Origin of the sequence: Paenibacillus sp. FSL P2-0136 (assembly GCF_037975325.1) — a bacterium.
GTDB classification, from domain to species: Bacteria; Bacillota; Bacilli; order Paenibacillales; family Paenibacillaceae; genus Paenibacillus_AQ; species Paenibacillus_AQ silagei.
The window spans coordinates 889,126-905,521 of the sequence record NZ_CP150244.1; the positions used below are offsets into that span (position 1 = coordinate 889,126).

A 16,396-nucleotide genomic window follows, 5' to 3' on the forward strand; every position below is an offset into this window, starting at 1 on the left:
GGTGTTTACAACCCGTTCATTCAGCCTTCAGGATACGGAGGCACTTGCCGCCGCCATTGCTGCCGCGTCATCGGCGGGGATGGTTATCGGACTTGACGGGGATCTAGGTGCGGGCAAAACAGCGTTCTCGCAGTGCTATGCACGCCACTTGGGTGTGGAAGGTATTGTGAATAGTCCTACTTTTACCATTATCAAAGAGTATGAAGGACGTCTGCCGCTGTATCATATGGATGTATACCGGATATCGCTGCAGGAAGCGGACGAGCTGGGACTGGAAGAGTATTTCTACGGTCAGGGTGTGTGTCTGGTGGAATGGAGCCGAATCATTGCTGATCTGATGCCGCCGCGGCATCTCCATATAGAGCTGAAGACCGCCGGCCCGGATGAACGGGAGATTACGGTGACCGGAATCGGAGAGCCTTACGGCGAAGTGTGCCGGATGCTGATCCAGAAGTGGGGTAAAGAAACATGACGAACTCGAATAATGAGCCGCGTAAGCGGTTTTTGGCGCTGGATACATCAACGGCAGTTCTGGGAGTGGCCGTGACTGGCGGCGGGGAGCTGTTGCATGAGATTAATGCTTCCGGGGAGCGGAACCATTCGGTTCATCTGCTCCCTATTATTGAGCAGGCACTTCAGGCGTCTGCCACTACGGCCGAAAGAATCGGCGGAATCTCGGTCGGGATCGGCCCGGGCTCCTATACCGGAACACGGATCGCTGTGACTGCAGCCAAGACGCTGGCCTGGGCCTGGAACGTACCGGTTACCGGTGTATCCAGCCTGCATGCGCTGGCCTGGGGCGGATACCATGCGGCTTCTGCGCAGCAGAAGCAAGACCCCATAACGTCCCCGAACGGCACGGCAGGAACAGACTGGATCATTCCGCTGATCGATGCCCGGCGGGGACAGGCATACACCGCTGTATTCACGGCGGACGGGAACAAGCCTCCCCGGCGGCTGGCGCCGGATGCCATCAGGCTGATGGCCGACTGGGTGCAGGAGCTGGCGGTACGGCTGAAGGAAGCCGCAGCTGAGGGCGATCTGCCGGACACACTGTGGTTCGTAGGCGAGACGGCGCTGCACGGAAGTGCGGACATGCTGGCTCCGCTGATGGAAGCCGCCAACGTCCAGGCAGTGCCTTATGAGCTTGAAGGACGCTGGACTGGATTTCTGGCGGAAGCGGGTCTCTACGAAGAGAGCGGAGATTTGCATACGCTGATTCCCAATTATACGCAGCTGTCAGAGGCGGAGGCGAATTTGCGCCGCAGCAGCGAAGGGAGCCTGAATACACGATGATCGAACCGGAACGTAGACCAGCTCAGGAGACTGAGCTTGTTTTTCGCCTGATGCGGCTGGAGGATGTGCCTGCGATTCTTGTGATTGAACGGGAGGCCTTCACCATGCCTTGGACAGAGGAAGCCTTCCGCAACGAGCTGACCCACAATCATTTTGCTAAATATATGGTAATGGAGCTGGCAGGGCATATTATTGGATACGCAGGAATGTGGGCGATTGTCGATGAGGCGCATGTTACCAATATTGCACTGCTGGAGGCATACCGGGGACGTAAATGGGGCGAGCGGCTCCTGGACGAGCTGATGAAGACGGCGGCTTATCTCGGCATGCAGTCGATCACGCTTGAAGTACGGGTCTCCAATGAGGTGGCCCAGAATTTATACCGCAAAAAAGGCTTCAAGCCTGCGGGTACCCGCAAGGGCTATTATTCGGACAACCGCGAGGATGCGCTCATCATGTGGGCCGATCTGCCGGAGTACGGGGAGCAAGCTGTAACGGAAGGAAGCGTGGACTTGAAATGAAGACAGACACGGGCGCAAGGGAGCCTGTATTGATTCTGGCGATTGAAACCAGCTGTGACGAGACCTCTGTAGCTGTAGTGAAGGATGGCTGTGAGGTGTTGTCCAACATCATCTCCAGCCAGATTGAGACCCATCGGGCATTCGGAGGTGTGGTGCCTGAAGTGGCCTCCCGCAAGCATGTCGAGGTGATAACGCTGGTCATTGAAGAAGCCTTAAGCGTAGCCGGCGTACGTCCGCAGGAGCTGACGGCAGTGGCGGTAACGCAGGGTCCGGGACTGGTGGGGGCGCTGCTGGTCGGAGTCGTGGCTGCCAAAAGCCTGGCGCTGGCCTGGGGCAAGCCGCTCATCGGCACGCATCATATTGCCGGTCATATCTATGCCAACCGGCTGGTCAAGGAATTGAAGTATCCGGGCATGACGCTGGTGGTGTCAGGGGGGCATACGGAGCTGGTGCATATGGAGCGGGAAGGAGCTTTCCGGATCATCGGGCGCACCCGTGACGATGCCGTCGGCGAAGCGTACGACAAAGTGGCGCGGGCCCTGGGCTTCCCTTATCCGGGAGGGCCGCATGTGGACAAGCTGGCGCATGAAGCGGAGGAAGCCTTCGCTCTGCCGCGTGTGTGGCTGGAGCCGGGCTCGTATGACTTCAGCTTCAGCGGTCTGAAGTCTGCGGTGCTGAACGCGGTGAATCAGAGTAAGATGAAGGGGCTTGTGCCGGATGTCGCGGGCATTGCGCGCGGCTTCCAGGAATCCGTAGTTGAAGTGCTGGTCGAGAAGGCGATCCGTGCCGTCCGTGAATACCACGCGGAGCAGCTTCTGCTCTGCGGAGGGGTAGCGGCGAACAAGGGGCTGCGCGAAGCCCTGATCCGGCGCTGCGGGACAGAGGGGATCGAGCTGGTTATCCCTCCTCCCGTATATTGCACGGATAATGCGGCGATGATTGGTGCCGCAGCTTACGTGAAATGGAGACATGAAGGCGGGATTCCGCTGGATATGGTCGCCGATCCCGGCTATTCGCTGGAGAAATGGTCGGTATCTGCCTATTGACTTTTGCAGATGCCGCCGGGTATAATCAGTTCAATTCAATCATCTTATATTTGAACAAACGCAATGATCGGAAGCAGTAAGGTCACTCCGGGATAAGAGAGCTGCGGGAAGGTGCGACGCAGTCGATGGAGACCTGAACTCGTCCGGGAGCGGAGCGGTGGAAGCAGGGAGCTCTTTGAACAGGAGCGCTGGCCGGTACAGGATGTAATCCGGCGACCCTAGGTACACCGTTACGGTTAACCTCCGTGAGAGGGTGGTCAGTCAAGGCTGGACGGAGTGGTAACATTTCGGGAACCTTGCAGACATGGAGTGGGTATCGCAGAGCAGCTGGAAGGTTAGCGGGTTCGGATATCAACAAGAGTGGTACCGCGACAGTGAACAGCCTGTCGTCTCTTGAATGAGACGGCAGGCTTTTTTTGTGCACATTTTGTGAGAAGTGATATAGGAATGACACGCAAGGATCGGGAGCAGTAGACGGCTAAGGTGAACAGAGAGCTGCGGGGAGGTGCGACGCAGACACCAGAGGCCGGCGAATCTCACCCGTGAGCGGAGCGGCGGAAAGAGCTACAGGTACGCTGCTACGGATGTCCCCGTTACCGGACCCTTCAGATCTTTATAGCTTCCGTTATCGGGGCTGGGAGATCTGATCTAAGCTGGACGCAGCCAGGACTTCTGACATCAGGGAGCCTATGCGTCAAAAAGAGTGGTACCGCGGAGGGCTGACCCCCCGTCTCTTTATAAGAGACGGGGGGTCTTTGTGCTTTTTAGGAGGCAGCCCTCCATTAGATAAACCTAATTTGAGGAGGAATTACAATGATTATTCCGGTAAAGAAACGAATTCAGATTTTTGACACGACGCTGCGTGACGGGGAGCAGGCCCCGGGAGCCAGTCTTACCCCTGAGCAAAAGATTATTCTGGCCGGCAAGCTGGCGGACCTGGGAGTGGATGTCATGGAGCCGGGATTCCCTGTATCCAGTCCGGGGGATTTCGCTGCGGTGGAGACGATCTCCCGCAACATTCAGGGCGTGGAGATCTGCGGCTTCGCACGGGCAGTCAAGGGGGATATCGATGCTGCTGTACGGGCCACCCGGGATGCCGCGCGGCGGCGGATTCATCTGTTCATCTCCTCCTCCGACATCCATCTGCGACATCAGCTGCGCATGAGCCGCCCTGAGGTTGTAGTGGTTGCCAGAGAGATGACGGCTTATGCCCGCCAGTTCTGCGATGTGGTAGAGTTCACTGCAATGGACGCTGCGCGGACGGGCATCGACGATCTGATCGAGATGGTCGAGGCGGTGATTGAAGAGGGCGCTTCGATTATCAATCTGCCGGATACGGTAGGTTATGCGCTGCCTCAGGAATACGGAGAGATGTTCCGGCGTGTGCGGCTTGGGGCCAGGGGCGGAGACAAGGTCATCTACAGCGCCCACTGCCACAACGATCTGGGCCTCGCCGTAGCGAACAGCCTGGCGGCCATTGAAGGCGGCGCCACACAGATTGAGGTTACGGTCAACGGAGTGGGCGAGCGGACCGGCAACTGTGCGCTGGAGGAGCTGGTCATGGCGCTGGAGACACGCGGAGACTCTATCGGCGCCGAGACTGGAATCGTGCTGGATAAGCTGTATGACACCTCACGGATGATCAGCGGGGCGATGCATTTCCCGATTGCCTTCAACAAGCCGGTGGTCGGGCGCAATGCCTTCCAGCATGAATCCGGCATCCATCAGGACGGCCTGCTGAAGGACCGCAGCACCTACGAGATTATGGACCCGGAGCGGCTGGGCATCCCGCGCAGCATGATTATCCTCGGCAAGCATTCCGGCAGGCATGCGCTGAAGGACCGCGCTGCGAAGTACGGCATTGCCCTGGATTCGGCGGAGCTGGACGCGCTCTACGAATCCTTCAAGGAGACGGCTGACCGCCAGAAGGCTGTCAGCGATGATGAGCTGCTGCGGATGGTCAGCAGCACCACAGGACAGCAGGCGCAGGTCTATGCGCTCGGCGAGGTCCAGGTCCTGGCCGGCAGCGCGCCGCGCCGCGTGGCCGCAGTGACAGTGCGCCATCTGCAGAGCGGCGCAGAGACGACCCAGACCAGCACCGGAGACGGTCCGCTGGAAGCAATCATTGCCGCTATAGGGCAAGGGATTGCCGAGGATATCCGCTTCGACGGGCTGGAGCTGCATTCCCTCGGCAGCGGCGGGAATGCCCAGGCCGAGGCCGCCGTCATGGTGGAGTGGAAGGACACCAAGTTCCGGGGCACGGCCATCCATCACGATATCGTGATGGCCGCAGGCATTGCTTACATCTCCGCTTGTAATGCGGCACTGCTGTCGGAATCGGAGATGCCCTCTCCCGGCTCGGCGGTGAATAGCTAAAAAGCTAGAGACCCAAGAACAGAGCGAAGTTACCGGCGCGGGTTCAACGCTTTTCAAGGACCGGATGCCTCTGCCATGTCACCAACATCGGCAGGGGCATTTTTGCTGTCAGGGGCTAGCAAAGCGGCGTATGGCCGAATGTAGTCGAAAAACCGACCACAATGCGCCGGATGAGGGTGCGCGAGCCAAATGTAATCGAAAAACCGACCACATTCGGCGTTGCCTGGGAGTGTGCCGGATGGCGCACAAGTGAACGTACATATCGCCTAAACCTAACATGATTTTTGCCACTTGCGGCATTTGTCAACCTGTGGACAACGTTATCCACATATTCCGCACGAGTTGTGTAAAAACCGTGTAAAATCAGCAATAACGCCTTTTTTGCGAGCACCATAAACAGGAGGTTATGCTATGAAACAAAATTGTGAGAATTGTGGATAATGTGGATAATTCGGTGGATAAAAAGTCCTTGACAAGCAAAGTAGCCATTTTACGCATGAAAAAAGCCCCGAAGGGCTAATTTTAGACGATAGTTATGCACGGAAACTGTGGATGAGCCTGTGGATAACTAGATTTGAACAAATTGGAAACTGTTAAAATTTTTTTTGATGCGCCTTTACATTATTCCTCAGCCAGTTTCTCCCATTCGCTAAATAAATCTCCCAGCTCGCGTTTTTTGTCCTTAAGCTCACTTTCATGCTCCTGAAGCGCCATATAATCCTGATACACCTCAGGCTTAGTCATTTCATGCTCAATCCCCGCGATGGCTTCCTCCAGCTTCGCGATATTCTCCTCCAGTTCGGAGATGCGGCGCTGGCGGTTCCGCTCCTCGCGTTTGGCCTGCTTCTCCGCCTCATAGGAGAGGGAGCTTCCTTTCTCGGCGGATACCGCTTCGTTGTCGGCACTGCGGGAGGACTTGGCGGCGGCAAGCTCGGCTTCCTCTTCGGCAATCGCCTTGAGCTCGAGCTTTTTCTCGATATAGTCGTCATAATTGCCCAAATACTGATCAATTCCGTCCGGGTGCAGCTCCAGTACCCGTTCAGCCATCTTGTTGAGGAAATAACGGTCATGGGAAATGAACAGCAATGTGCCTTCAAAATCGATCAGGGCCGATTCGAGCACCTCACGGCTGACGAGATCCAAATGGTTGGTAGGCTCATCGAGAATCAGCATATTGGCTCCGCGAAGCATTAGCTTGGACAGGGCCACCCGGGCCTTCTCGCCGCCGCTCAGCGCAGCTACCTTCTTAAGTACATCCTCGCCGCTGAACAGGAAGTTGCCGAGAATCGTACGGATTCTGGCCTCCTCCAGCATCGGATATTCACTCCACAGCTCCTCCAGCACAGTATTGCGCGGATTCAGCCGGGTCTGCTCCTGGTCGTAGTAGGCGATCTTCACCTTGGTTCCCCAGTTCACGGTTCCGCGGGAAGGCTCGCGGGTGCCGGTCATGCATTGCAGCAGTGTGGACTTCCCGATCCCGTTTGGTCCGATCAGCGCCGCTGTCTCGCCGCGCCGCAGCTCGAAGGAGGCATTGCGGAAGAGCGGTGCAGCCTCAGGACTGAAAGAGACTGCGACCTCCCGGACCTGCAGCACTTCCTTGCCGGACATGAAGTCAGGCTCGAAGGAGAAGCTGGCCTTCTTCAGGTCGCCCAGGGGCTTGTCGATACGCTCCATCTTGTCGAGCGCCTTGCGGCGGCTCTGTGCCCGCTTGGTGGTGGAGGCCCGGACAATGTTGCGCTGCACGAAATCCTCCATCCGTGAAATTTCGTCCTGCTGCTTCTCATACTGCTTCATACGAATCTCGTATTCCGCAGCCTTCAGCTCCATATAACGGCTGTAGTTGCCTGTGTATCTGCGCGATTGGTGCCGCTCGATCTCCACAATGGTCGTCACCAGGCGGTCAAGGAAATATCGGTCATGGGATACGACCAGGATGCCGCCGGCGTAGCCGCGCAGATAATCCTCCAGCCAGGTGAGCGTCTCGATGTCCAGATGGTTAGTCGGCTCATCGAGCATGAGCAGATCAGGGGCTTGAAGCAGAATGCGGGCCAGTGCCAGACGTGTCTTCTGGCCTCCGCTTAACGTTGAGATCGGAGTATCCGGTGCGAACTCTCCAAAGCCCATCCCGTGCAGCACGCTGCGGATACGCGTATTGATCTCATAGCCGCCGTGATCCTTGAACCAGTCGGAGCGTCTGGCATAGCGCTCCAGCAGATCCTCATAACGCTTCGGATCTTCGGCAAGTGCCGGATCGGCGATATCGGTCTCCAGCTGCCGCAGCTCGGCCTCTGCCTCCAGCAGCGGCGCAAATACCGCGAGCATCTCTTCCTGTATGGTGTTATCCGACTGCAGGCCGCTGTTCTGGGCCAAATAGCCAATCGTAGTCTCTTTAGACTTATGAATTTGTCCGCTGTCATAAGACATCTCACCCGCGAGAATCTGCAGAAAGGTCGATTTGCCTGCTCCGTTGACGCCAACCAGCCCGACTCTCTCCCTCTCGTTCACCATTAGGCTAATGCCGTCCAGCACGCTTTGTATACCGTATGATTTCGTAATTCCTGTCGCTTGAAGAAGCATTCTGATGAAACCTCCGCCCTTGCAAATTGGCCCCGGCGGCTTGCGCCCAGGCGATTGTCTAATCTTATTCTCCAGTTTACATGAAAAAGGTGGGGCATGCGAGGTTCATTCTTCTAACAAGGGGAATGAATCAACCTTGGCGAACCGGTGAGAAGAGTGGTAAACTGAGCTTACAAACTATGATAAGCTAGGAACAAGTGAAGGAGGAGGCTGCCTATGCAGGAGCACAGCATGCAGCTTGCCGGGCGGAAGCGCGAGCTTCGCACCGGGAATACCGCGCTCCGCGATGCCTTGCCCATGGAGCAGCGGGAGCTGTTATCCGCCCGGGTGTGCGCCCATGCCTGGAGCTGGTTCTCACAGGAAGGCGCAGCTTCACTGCTTGCGTATGCGCCGTTTCGCTCCGAGCTGGACTGCCGTCCGCTTCTTACGGCGGCATGGGCGGAAGAGCATAAGGTGCTGCTTCCCCGCGTTAACGGGGAGAGCGGGGACTTAAGCCTTCACCAGGTAAGCTCCTGGGATGAGCTTGTCCCTGGAACCTACGGGATCATGGAGCCGCCGGCCGGGAGTGCTGCTCTTGCCGGAGCCCTCGCACAAGCAGGACGTGGAACCGGCTGCCCGGAGGTTATCTTCGTGCCCGGACTGGCCTTTGACCGGCGGGGCGGACGCCTCGGTTACGGACGAGGATATTATGACCGCCTGCACACCGCATTGGAGGCAGGAGTCCCCGGTACGGCTGCCAAGCCTATGTGGATTGGTCTGGCCTACGGCCTCCAGCTGGTACCGGAAGTACCGCTTGAGGAGCATGATGCCTTAATGGATCTGCTGATTACGGAGAACGGCATCTGGGATTGCCGGAAGGAGAGGGCTGCATGGAATTAACTCATTTCAACGAGCAGGGCAGAGCCCGCATGGTGGATGTGAGCGACAAGGAGGTTACCAGGCGGACAGCGGCAGCCAGAAGCCAGGTGCATATGGCCCCGGAGACGCTGAGCGCCATTAAGGCGGGAACGGTCCGCAAGGGCGATGTGCTAGCGGTAGCTCAGGTTGCAGGAATCATGGCGGCGAAGCAGACCGCAAGCTGGATTCCCATGTGCCACCCGCTGCCGCTTACCGGAGTGGATATCCGCTTCATGGATAACAACAAAGATGAACTATATATAGAAGCAACCGTCAGCACTACCGGTAAGACCGGGGTGGAGATGGAGGCGCTGACTGCCGTATCGGCAGCGGCGCTGACCGTATATGATATGTGCAAGGCGCTGCAGAAGGACATGATTATCGGACCTACGATGCTGGTGTCCAAGAGCGGCGGCAAGAATGGGGATTACGCGCTGGAAGCAGAATAGAGCAGCAGCAGGGAAGGATACAGCCGAAGGCGCAGCGGCAGCTGCTTCAGCAGCCGGATATACATAGTACATAGAGAGGGAGGGACAACCTATGGCGTGGAAAACAGCAATCCTGACGGCCAGCGATAAAGGGGCCAGGGGCGAACGGGAAGACACGAGCGCCCAGGTGATTCGGGAGCTGGTGGAGGAGGAGCTGGGCGGCGAGATCATTGAATACCGGATCGTGCCTGATGAGCAGGATGAGATTATTGCTGCATTGATTGAGCTTACGGATTATTTCCAGGCGGATCTGGTGCTGACAACCGGCGGAACCGATCTGGCCATCCGCGATGTTACGCCGGAAGCGACGCGGCGGGTCATTGAACGCGAAGTGCCCGGACTCTCCGAGGCGATGCGCAGTACGGTGATGCAGAAGAACCGCGCAGCTATGCTGTTCCGGGGAATCTGCGGCATCCGCGGAAGAACTCTGATTGTCAATCTGCCCGGTACCCCGAAGGGGGTACATGAGAATCTGGCGGCGATTATGGATCAGCTTCCGGAAGCTCTGCTAATGGTTACGGGACAATACCGTCAGTAATCGGACTCTGCTCTCTTCACTTTTGTCTAAATCGTTCAGGATACACAATGGATGTGTGATATAAGTTATGGTATTATTATTTTATCGTTAACTATTGTCATGAACGGACAGAAGGATGGGAGGAAACCGGTATGTTAGGTGGTATTGGCACACCCGGAATTATCTTGTTGGTTATCTTGGCATTGCTGCTCTTCGGTCCCAATAAGCTTCCTGAGCTGGGGCGGGCAGTCGGGCGTACCTTCCGTGAATTCAAGGACGGTGCTCGGGAGATTGTGAACGAGCCGGAAGCGGCCAAGCGGAGCGAGACTGTTGCCCCTGCGGCTGCGCAGACGGCAGCAGCAGAACTTCCGCAGGACCGCCGTCTGCCGGAATAATTTTAAGGTTCCCACGCAGGGGCGTCTTTCCCAGGTCTGCTTTAGACCGGGGCGGCGCCCTTTTTTTGAAGATGAAAAAATGTCAATCCGGGTGGTGTCAGTCATGTCTCTGGAAGCGGAAGAAATGTCCCTCGTCGATCATCTGACCGAGCTGCGCAGACGTCTTATCTACGTGCTGATCGTGTTCGTAGCAGGACTTGTGCTCGGCTTATTCGTCGCCAAGCCAATCTATCTGTACCTGATCAGCGCCGATGCTGCGCAGGGCTTCGTCCTGCATGCGTTCTCCTTCTGGGACGGAATCGGGATGTATATGAAGATCGCTATGGCGGTCTCGCTGGTCTTCTCCGTGCCGTTTATCGTCTACCAGCTATGGGCGTTTATCAGCCCCGGCCTGCGGCCTGTGGAGCGGAGCGCTGCCCTGCGTTATGTGCCTTATGTGTTTGTGTTGTTTATTGCCGGCATTGCTTTTGCCTATTACATAGTGTTCCCTATGGCCTTATCCTTCACGATTTCGATTACGCGGAATATGGGGCTTGAGGAGACCTACGGCATCGCCGAATACTTCGATTTCCTGTTCAGTCTGGTGATTCCGCTGGCCCTGCTCTTCGAGCTGCCGCTGATTGTCATGTTCCTGACTAAGCTCAGGGTGCTGAATCCGCTGCGTCTGCGCAAGATGCGCCGTTATGCCTATTTCGCGCTTGTGTTCATTGCTGTGGTCATTACACCGCCTGATTTCATCTCGGACTTTCTGGTGACGATTCCGCTGCTGGTGCTGTATGAATTCAGTGTGTTTCTGTCCGCATTCGTCTACCGCAGGCAATTGGCTGAGGACGCTAAGCGGGAGTCGCGGTATGTGAAGGCAGATTAGTGGGAAGGGGGCATAATATGCCCCTTGCTGGATAGAATGTAGGAGAGTGTGTGACGGACAAGCGCTGAAACCATAATTTTGGCAAAAACAAATACGATTTTACGTAAAAGGACTTGAAATTCGCCTTCAAGTTGAGTATCATAAAAATTGTTGTTAGCACTACAGAGGGTTGAGTGCTAACGCTGCGAAAAAACCGGGAATAGCCGGAGCAACATCCCTTATCAAGATGCTGATCCGCTATATTGCCGCCCTGACGGCAGATCCCCGCAGCTCAATCTATGTTTTCAAGGCAAATCACATAATTTCAAAGGAGGCTATTTTTTCATGATTAAACCACTAGGTGAACGCGTATTGGTAGAACCAAGCGAGCAACAGGAAACCACTTCTTTCGGGATCGTGCTTCCGGACTCTTCCAAAGAGAAGCCGCAAGAAGGTACTATTATCGCTGTAGGCAGCGGAGCTTTGAAAGACGGAGTCCGTGTAGCGCTGGAAGTGAAAGAAGGCGACCGTGTGCTTTTCTCGAAATATGCCGGAACTGAAATCAAATACGAAGGCAAAGAATATCTGATTATGAAAGAAAGCGACATTCACGCTATTCTTGACTAGTCTTAAGCGTCTCTCATAACTCAGATTCAGAATACATTCACAAATTATATTAGGAGGTTAACTATACAATGGCAAAAGAAATTAAGTTCAGTGAAGATGCTCGCCGTGCAATGCTGCGCGGGGTTGACGCTTTGGCAAATGCAGTAAAAGTTACACTGGGTCCAAAAGGCCGCAACGTGGTACTGGAGAAGAAATTCGGCAGCCCGCTGATCACGAATGACGGTGTAACCATCGCCAAGGAAATCGAACTCGAAGATGCCTTCGAGAACATGGGCGCACAGCTCGTTAAAGAAGTAGCTACCAAGACTAACGATGTGGCTGGTGACGGTACTACAACTGCAACGGTTCTGGCTCAGGCTATGATCCGCGAAGGTCTGAAGAACGTAACTGCAGGCGCTAACCCGATGGTTATGCGTAAAGGGATCGACAAAGCAGTGAAGGCTGCTGTCGCTGAACTGCAGAATATCGCTAAGCCGATTGTGGATTCCCAAGCGATCGCACAAGTAGCTGCAATCTCCGCTGCTGACGAAGAAGTGGGCCAACTGATTGCTGAAGCTATGGAAAAAGTGGGCAAGGACGGCGTTATCACCGTTGAAGAATCCCGCGGATTCCTGACAGAGCTTGAAGTGGTTGAAGGTATGCAGTTCGACCGTGGTTACATCTCCCCGTACATGATCACCGATACGGACAAGATGGAAGCCGTTCTGGAGAACCCGTACATCCTGATTACAGACAAGAAAATCAGCAGCACTCAAGAAATTCTTCCACTCTTGGAGAAGATCGTTCAACAGGCGCGTCCGCTGGTAATCATCGCTGAAGACATCGAAGGCGAAGCTCAGGCGATGCTGATCGTGAACAAGCTGCGCGGAACGTTCAATGCTGTAGCGGTTAAGGCTCCTGGCTTCGGCGACCGCCGTGAAGCTATGTTGCAGGATATCGCTGCTCTGACAGGCGGCCAAGTGATCACTGAGAAGCTTGGACTGGATCTCAAGAGCACTTCTATCGAGCAACTGGGTAACGCCCGTCAAGTGCGCGTAACCAAAGAAAACACTACAATTGTAGACGGAAGCGGAGACAAGGCGGACATCAATGCACGCGTTAGCCAAATCCGTTCCCAGCTGGAAGAAACCACTTCCGAGTTCGACAAAGAAAAACTGCAGGAGCGTCTGGCTAAATTGGCTGGCGGCGTAGCCGTTGTCAAAGTCGGTGCTGCTACTGAAACTGAATTGAAAGAGCGCAAGCTTCGCATCGAAGATGCCCTGAACGCAACCCGCGCTGCGGTTGAAGAAGGTATCGTATCCGGTGGGGGTACAGCTCTTGTGAACGTATATGCTGCTGTAGCTGCTGTTGTAGCTGAAGGCGACGAAAGAACGGGTGTGAACCTCGTGCTGCGCGCACTGGAAGAGCCTGTTCGTACCATCGCTGCTAACGCAGGCCAGGAAGGTTCCGTTATCGTGGACCGTCTGAAAAAAGAAGCGATCGGCATCGGCTACAACGCTGCTACCGATGAATGGGTTAACATGTTCGAAGCAGGGATCGTTGACCCTGCTAAGGTAACCCGTTATGCTCTGCAGAATGCGGCTTCCGTAGCTGCTATGTTCCTGACCACTGAAGCGGTTATCGCTGACAAGCCAGAACCAGCCGCTGCTGGTGGCGGAATGCCAGATATGGGCGGCATGGGCGGTATGGGCGGCATGATGTAATAAGGGTGACAAACCCTTATGCATCAAGGGTTTCCTGAGAAGGAAACACCGTTTGACCACATGATGCAAAAATAAGAGACTTCCTATGAGTTCATTGAACTTGTGGGAAGTCTCTTTTTCGTAGCTGAAATCTTTAATATTCTTCAATCTAATTCTTGATCTAAAAGAGGTTTTACTAAACGACGCACTTCGTCTGTTGAAGTGGTTTCCATTAATTGGTCTCTTAGTTCGCCTGCGCCACTAAATCCACGAACATAGATTTTGAAATAGCGAAGAAGGGGTCTAAATGAACGTGGCAAGGTTTCTGTTGAATATTTATCGTGAAGATCCAACTGTAAAAGAAGTAAATTGAGAAAATCCTTCGCGCTATGTTCTTTAGAGTCTTTCTCAAAAGCAAATGGATTAGTGAAAATGCCGCGGCCAATCATGATACCATCAACGCCGTATTGTTCAACTAGTTTTAATCCTGTTGCGCGGTCCGGAATATCTCCATTAATGGTTAACAACGTATTTGGGGCAATTTCATCGCGCAATTTTTTTATTTCAGGAATTAGTTCCCAGTGTGCAGCTACTTTACTCTTTTCTTTTTTGGTACGAAGGTGAATGGAAAGATTCGCAATATCTTGTTTCAATATATGTCCTAACCAATCGCGCCACTCATCAATTTTAGAGTAACCTAATCTTGTTTTAACACTAACCGGCAATCCACCTGCTTTTGCTGCTTGAATAATTTCTGCTGCAACTTCAGGATGGCGTATTAATCCGGCCCCTTTTCCACTGGCTGCGGCGTTTTGTGCTGGGCACCCCATGTTTATATCGATACCACGAAAACCAAGTTTTTTCATATCAATACTCATCTGTTCAAAAAGTGCAGGTTTATTGCCCCAAATATGAGCGACAATCGGTTGCTCATCAGCTGTGAACATTAACCGGCCACCTACATTTTCTTTTCCAACAGGGTGACAATAATTTTCTGCGCTTGTGAATTCTGTGAAAAATACGTCAGGTTTTGCAGCTTCACTAATGACGTGACGAAATACAATATCTGTGACGTCTTCCATTGGAGCTAATATAAAAAACGGTTTCGGTAAATCCAGCCAAAAGTTTGGTTCGTTACGCATATTATCTTCTCCTGTTGCAACATATAAAAACGATATAGTCTATAGCGAAGTCTATTACCCATCATACATAGTATCATTATTTTTCGTTTGATGCACAGAATCAATGGTGTGAGCGACGGACACATTTGTGGTGTCTGCCAAAATCGAGCGGCAAGTGAGAACTTAAAGATTTCTTTAACTTTCACACAGGGGTTAAACTGTCATGTTAGAGTAGCTTGATAGGGTTAATCAGCTAATTTAGGAGCAAAGAAGGGGATTTCCAATTGAAAGACCGGAACTTGATGACAAAAATCCGAGGTTTTATCATTTTTTTAATCTTTCTTCTTGCAACAACTCCATCAGCAACAGCAGCGGCACAAAGCTCAAATTATGCAGAAGCACTTAACCACTTGGGATTGTTCAGTGGAACGGAGCATGGATATGAACTGTCGCGGGTGCCTACCCGGGCAGAATCCCTTGTAATGATGCTGCGGCTGTGGGGGAAGGAAGAAGAGGCCCTGAAAAGCACCTATAAAAATCCATTCACTGATACGGGGTGGGAAGGCCGCTACGTGTCGTATGCCTATACCAAGGGTGTAGTTAACGGAATTGATGAATATCGTTTTGGCGGTAACCGGCCCATCTCGCTTAACCAATATTGTTCAATGGTATTAAGGGTGTTGGGATATTCAGAAACCAAGGGCGACTTTACCTATGGATCTGCGGTTTCCTTCGCCTCAACAGTTCTAGGAATAGACCTTACCAAAGAACGCGAATTCAATCGGGGAACGCTTGCAAAAATAAGCAGCTATGTTCTAAACACAAGACCCAAAAACCAGCTTGCCACGCTAGGTCAAACCCTTAGTGCAACAAATGTGTTCACCACACAAGCTTTAAACGAGGCAAGGTCACTTTGGGAGCAGGATAAAAGAATGAATGGAGCGACGATTTTAATATATGCAGTGGGTTCTGACCTTGAATCACAGCAAGGCCGGCTAACTGATGACCTGGAAGAAATTTTGCGCGGTCAGCCAAACCAAAATACGAAAATCCTGATCCAAACAGGCGGAACGCTAAACTATCACAACAAATATATGGCCGATGGAGCATCCGAACGCTTTGAGGTTAGTCATGGACAACTTAAAAAGCATGAAAGCCAGATCCAAACCGCCGCATCAGACCCTAGGACACTAAGGGATTTTCTTGTATGGGGTAAAACCGTTGCACCAAGTGAGCGTTATATCCTGATTCTATGGGATCATGGGTACGGTACAATGGGCGGATTTGGTGCAGACGAGCTAAACGAACGAAAAACGATGAAGGTTTCGGAGCTTTCCCAAGCAATCGGTTCATCAGATCTGTATTTCGACTTAATCATCTTTGATGCATGTCTTATGGGCACCGTTGAAACTGCCTATGCTCTTAGAGATCAGGGCAAATATCTCATAGCTTCTGAAGATTCAACCCCCGCAGCAGGCTTGTACTATACCACATGGATAGGTGCGCTAGAGCGAAACCCGCAGATCAGTACGGAAAGAATAGGGCGGTTAATTTTAGATTCTTTTACCCTTCATTCGGGGATGGAAGCTAAGATGCAAACAACCATGTCCATGATGAAGCTGTCTCAGGCAGAATCCTTGGTTAAGGCCATAGAACACGCAGAGTTTGACCGCCCACTAACAGACCTTGCAAACCGCTCAGAGCTATTAGGCAAAAACGATGGGATATTCGATCAATATGATCTTATAGAGATTATGGGCCAATCATCAGAAGTCACTGCTGCCGCCCAAGCACTTTCCTTCGAAGTAAGAAATTCAGCAGGCTATAACCACCGCAACGGTGTAGCTGTATATGTCCCTAACCAAAAAATCGAACTCACCCATCAAATGAAACAAGAGCTACAAGCCATTGGTCTTAGCTCAAAATACATAGAAACTATTTGCAGCGGAAATTAGCTGTAAAGGCTGATCGTTGTCCAGAATGTGGTCTTATAACGAGGAGGTATT

The 16,396-nt window shown here is 53.2% G+C and carries 15 protein-coding genes and 2 other annotated features; of the genes, 13 read left to right on the plus strand and 2 right to left on the minus strand.

Annotated features, from left to right (window positions below):
* Position 1 precedes the first annotated feature (1 nt).
* From tsaE to NYE26_RS03705, 5 genes are all read left to right on the plus strand, one after another.
* A complete protein-coding gene (gene tsaE / locus NYE26_RS03685) occupies positions 2 to 472 on the plus strand; it encodes a tRNA (adenosine(37)-N6)-threonylcarbamoyltransferase complex ATPase subunit type 1 TsaE (protein WP_339257308.1) in 471 nt (156 codons plus the stop codon).
* Positions 469 to 1,296, plus strand: coding sequence for a tRNA (adenosine(37)-N6)-threonylcarbamoyltransferase complex dimerization subunit type 1 TsaB (gene tsaB, locus NYE26_RS03690; RefSeq protein WP_339253952.1), 828 nt, complete (start codon positions 469 to 471; stop codon positions 1,294 to 1,296). The genes tsaE and tsaB overlap by 4 nt, the downstream gene beginning before the upstream one ends.
* Positions 1,293 to 1,817: a ribosomal protein S18-alanine N-acetyltransferase gene (gene rimI / locus NYE26_RS03695; protein WP_209878273.1), complete on the plus strand. Its 525-nt coding sequence runs from the start codon at positions 1,293 to 1,295 to the stop codon at positions 1,815 to 1,817. Before tsaB ends, rimI begins: the two co-directional genes overlap by 4 nt.
* Positions 1,814 to 2,863 (plus strand): tRNA (adenosine(37)-N6)-threonylcarbamoyltransferase complex transferase subunit TsaD, encoded by a 1,050-nt coding sequence (gene tsaD / locus NYE26_RS03700; RefSeq protein WP_339253954.1) that lies wholly within the window; start codon positions 1,814 to 1,816, stop codon positions 2,861 to 2,863. Before rimI ends, tsaD begins: the two co-directional genes overlap by 4 nt.
* 54 nt (positions 2,864 to 2,917) lie before the next feature.
* Positions 2,918 to 3,260 (plus strand) — a binding site (T-box leader).
* A 51-nt stretch (positions 3,261 to 3,311) separates the two neighbouring features.
* Positions 3,312 to 3,601 (plus strand) — a binding site (T-box leader).
* A 75-nt stretch (positions 3,602 to 3,676) separates the two neighbouring features.
* Positions 3,677 to 5,239 (plus strand): 2-isopropylmalate synthase, encoded by a 1,563-nt coding sequence (locus tag NYE26_RS03705; RefSeq protein ID WP_339253956.1) that lies wholly within the window; start codon positions 3,677 to 3,679, stop codon positions 5,237 to 5,239.
* A 621-nt stretch (positions 5,240 to 5,860) separates the two neighbouring features.
* Here the strand turns inward: NYE26_RS03705 and NYE26_RS03710 are convergent.
* Positions 5,861 to 7,816 carry an ABC-F family ATP-binding cassette domain-containing protein gene (locus NYE26_RS03710; protein ID WP_036723187.1) on the minus strand — a complete coding sequence of 652 codons (1,956 nt, stop codon included), beginning with the start codon at positions 7,814 to 7,816 and terminating at the stop codon, positions 5,861 to 5,863.
* A gap of 216 nt (positions 7,817 to 8,032) precedes the next feature.
* Between NYE26_RS03710 and NYE26_RS03715 the strand changes: the two genes are divergently transcribed.
* The 7 genes from NYE26_RS03715 (at position 8,033) to groL (ending at position 13,290) form a co-directional block, all read left to right on the plus strand.
* A complete protein-coding gene (locus NYE26_RS03715; protein WP_339253958.1) occupies positions 8,033 to 8,695 on the plus strand; it encodes a 5-formyltetrahydrofolate cyclo-ligase in 663 nt (220 codons plus the stop codon).
* Positions 8,686 to 9,162, plus strand: a complete 477-nt coding sequence (moaC, locus tag NYE26_RS03720) for a cyclic pyranopterin monophosphate synthase MoaC (protein WP_036723188.1) — start codon at positions 8,686 to 8,688, stop codon at positions 9,160 to 9,162. The genes NYE26_RS03715 and moaC overlap by 10 nt, the downstream gene beginning before the upstream one ends.
* Before the next feature lie 91 nt (positions 9,163 to 9,253).
* Positions 9,254 to 9,739, plus strand: a complete 486-nt coding sequence (locus tag NYE26_RS03725) for a MogA/MoaB family molybdenum cofactor biosynthesis protein (protein ID WP_036693720.1) — start codon at positions 9,254 to 9,256, stop codon at positions 9,737 to 9,739.
* A 131-nt stretch (positions 9,740 to 9,870) separates the two neighbouring features.
* Positions 9,871 to 10,113 (plus strand): twin-arginine translocase TatA/TatE family subunit, encoded by a 243-nt coding sequence (gene tatA, locus NYE26_RS03730; RefSeq protein WP_036723189.1) that lies wholly within the window; start codon positions 9,871 to 9,873, stop codon positions 10,111 to 10,113.
* A 103-nt stretch (positions 10,114 to 10,216) separates the two neighbouring features.
* Positions 10,217 to 10,981 carry a twin-arginine translocase subunit TatC gene (tatC, locus tag NYE26_RS03735; protein ID WP_339253960.1) on the plus strand — a complete coding sequence of 255 codons (765 nt, stop codon included), beginning with the start codon at positions 10,217 to 10,219 and terminating at the stop codon, positions 10,979 to 10,981.
* A 324-nt stretch (positions 10,982 to 11,305) separates the two neighbouring features.
* Positions 11,306 to 11,587 (plus strand): co-chaperone GroES, encoded by a 282-nt coding sequence (gene groES, locus NYE26_RS03740; RefSeq protein ID WP_036723192.1) that lies wholly within the window; start codon positions 11,306 to 11,308, stop codon positions 11,585 to 11,587.
* A 68-nt stretch (positions 11,588 to 11,655) separates the two neighbouring features.
* A complete protein-coding gene (gene groL, locus NYE26_RS03745; RefSeq protein ID WP_036723193.1) occupies positions 11,656 to 13,290 on the plus strand; it encodes a chaperonin GroEL in 1,635 nt (544 codons plus the stop codon).
* 143 nt (positions 13,291 to 13,433) lie between these two features.
* Here groL and NYE26_RS03750 read toward each other — a convergent pair whose 3' ends face one another.
* Positions 13,434 to 14,411, minus strand: a complete 978-nt coding sequence (locus NYE26_RS03750; protein ID WP_339253962.1) for a tRNA-dihydrouridine synthase — start codon at positions 14,409 to 14,411, stop codon at positions 13,434 to 13,436.
* A gap of 263 nt (positions 14,412 to 14,674) precedes the next feature.
* On the opposite strand from NYE26_RS03750, the gene NYE26_RS03755 reads away from it, so the two are divergent.
* Positions 14,675 to 16,345 carry a clostripain-related cysteine peptidase gene (locus tag NYE26_RS03755; protein ID WP_339253964.1) on the plus strand — a complete coding sequence of 557 codons (1,671 nt, stop codon included), beginning with the start codon at positions 14,675 to 14,677 and terminating at the stop codon, positions 16,343 to 16,345.
* The last annotated feature ends 51 nt before the right edge of the window (positions 16,346 to 16,396 follow it).